Source organism: Xenorhabdus bovienii, assembly GCF_024721015.1.
GTDB classification, from domain to species: domain Bacteria; phylum Pseudomonadota; class Gammaproteobacteria; order Enterobacterales; family Enterobacteriaceae; genus Xenorhabdus; species Xenorhabdus bovienii.
In genome coordinates this window covers 1-1,975 of sequence record NZ_JANAIF010000179.1, presented here as the reverse complement: position 1 = coordinate 1,975, position 1,975 = coordinate 1, and the positions used below count along the sequence as shown (strand labels likewise).

Here is a 1,975-nt window from a genome sequence, read left to right as displayed (position 1 = left end):
ACCGTGGAGTATGAGCTAAATACTCTATTGGAAGGTTATGGTGCTAAATTTGCAATTAATTTTTCTTGATTACTTATCTTAGAAATATATAACTTTCTTCATGAAACACCATAAAATAAATTAATATGTTTCCTATAAATCAATAATCAAACTAGGGCGATTAATTCAACAACTACAGTTCTACAATAGAGTGATATTTTTTCACCATAAAACAGACCTAATATTCAACGCATCTGCCACATCTGAAAAATACAGTTAAATTATCTACTTAAGACTCTTCTCAACTATCAATATTTGTTTAAATTGAGATAAAACTTTAGTTTGCACAGGAGCAAGAGACTGTATTGAATTACCACTATTATAAAAAGATATGACGACTTAAAAAGATAAATTATATTTAAAATTTCCAGTACGTCATCAATAACAGCAGAAAAGCTTTCCGATAAAATAGTAATAAGCCTTTCTATGATGGAGTATGTTCGTATCTTAGTGTAAATACTATAGCCACTTCAATTATATAAATTTTCTTAACCAGTTAACACGGAATACTGGTGACCAGTTTATAATCCGCTATATAGTTAAATATTGCCATAGGTGAACACACATTTCTCCAAACGTTTCAACCGCAATGAATACAAGCTTTGATCGCCATAGCACCCTGAATCATATCCAATCATCACAACAAACATACGTCAAATCTCTTACCGCACAATAACATTTGTAAATAATGCTGTTCTTCCCCACTCACAGCAAAACACTAGCAACTTCCATACAAGTTTTAATAGGCAACCACATTTCAAGACATGAATGTTCATCGGGCTCAACCGATAAAAAATCATACTGCTGATAAAACGGAATGACTTCAGGACTCATTGGATCAACAAATAATCCGATAGCTGATATTTGCTGTGAAACTAACACCGTTCGATAGATAGCATCAATCAATAACTTCTCTCCTAATCTTTGTCCTTGATATGAACTATCCACAGCAAGACGAGCTAATTTTACCGCATTAAGTGGGTGGGGATATTTTTTATAATCTCTGTGGGCCGGCTGTGTTATCACGGAATACCCACTAAGAGTATAATATCCGAGGATAGTCGTTGGTTCTGAAGCCCGGCAAACGACGTAAGTTTTTGAGATATGTTTTATGGCCTTCTGTCGGGCTTGTTGTTGTAAGAACTGATTTAATTCACGGACACCGCAATCAAATGCTTTACGGTTATGTTGTTGAGTGATTTCTTCAATTATCAAGGACATTCACTTCATCCTTGTAATCTGCTGCTGCTTTAAGAAGCTTCTTACTTACTTTTGGTGGGTTTTCCAACGCCACAAATAATGCATCTGTACCTGCCATTGAGAGCTGCAATATTTCTGCTTGTTCAATAACATTGCGTGCCCTATCCATTGCCGCTTCAATAAGAAATTGCGAAAGGGTTGCACCAGAGTAATCGGCAGCTCTTTGTATAAGTTCTTGTATTTCTAAAGATGTTCGCGCAACCAAACGGGTTTCTTTACGCTCGGAATAAGTGCCCATAATTTCACCTTCTCTTCAATATAGATCAATTCCAGATAGTGCCATTATGGCACACAAAATCAATTTATACCAAATTGCATGCCATAATGGCATACAAAAATATCAATACAGTTATCACCATGGACAACCGCAACGCCATTTCAAGCGTAACGAACCTATGCCCAGAGAGCAATTTGCTAGCAATGGAGGGATCAATCTCCATTGCTTTGGCGAACTGCCGTAAGCTTATGTTCATGTTTTCCAATGTTTCAGCAATGATTTCACTAGGATGCACATAGTTAACTATTCTTATTAGTGATAACCCTTTAAAGTAAAAATTTCAGTATCGATGTCATAAATTTCTGAATTCAGATGTTTCATTTAGATGGTGTCGTCATGAGGAATTTCGTGCAATAATAATGCCCCACCATTCCATCATAAGAGTTGATTAACCATGAG

At 35.8% G+C, this 1,975-nt stretch carries 3 protein-coding genes; all 3 read right to left on the bottom strand.

Features of this window, described 5'->3' with window-relative positions; all coding sequences use genetic code 11:
* Nucleotides 1–744: 744 nt before the first annotated feature.
* The 3 genes from NXS07_RS19690 to NXS07_RS19680 all read right to left on the bottom strand — a co-directional run bounded on the left by NXS07_RS19690 (nt 745) and on the right by NXS07_RS19680 (nt 1,811).
* Entirely contained in the window at nt 745–1,260 is a 516-nt protein-coding gene (locus tag NXS07_RS19690) for a GNAT family N-acetyltransferase (protein WP_038215586.1), read from the bottom strand.
* A complete protein-coding gene (locus NXS07_RS19685; protein WP_038201853.1) occupies nt 1,244–1,537 on the bottom strand; it encodes a type II toxin-antitoxin system TacA family antitoxin in 294 nt (97 codons plus the stop codon). Before NXS07_RS19685 ends, NXS07_RS19690 begins: the two co-directional genes overlap by 17 nt.
* Nucleotides 1,538–1,601: 64 nt before the next feature.
* Nucleotides 1,602–1,811, bottom strand: coding sequence for a helix-turn-helix transcriptional regulator (locus NXS07_RS19680; protein WP_258087479.1), 210 nt, complete (start codon nt 1,809–1,811; stop codon nt 1,602–1,604).
* Between the last annotated feature and the right edge of the window lie 164 nt (nt 1,812–1,975).

Bases quoted from the DNA above. Each gene is read 5' to 3' on its own strand.
- NXS07_RS19690 (WP_038215586.1), bottom strand. From the start codon at position 1,260: ATGTCCTTGATAATTGAAGAAATCACTCAACAACATAACCGTAAAGCA.
- NXS07_RS19685 (WP_038201853.1), bottom strand. From the start codon at position 1,537: ATGGGCACTTATTCCGAGCGTAAAGAAACCCGTTTGGTTGCGCGAACA.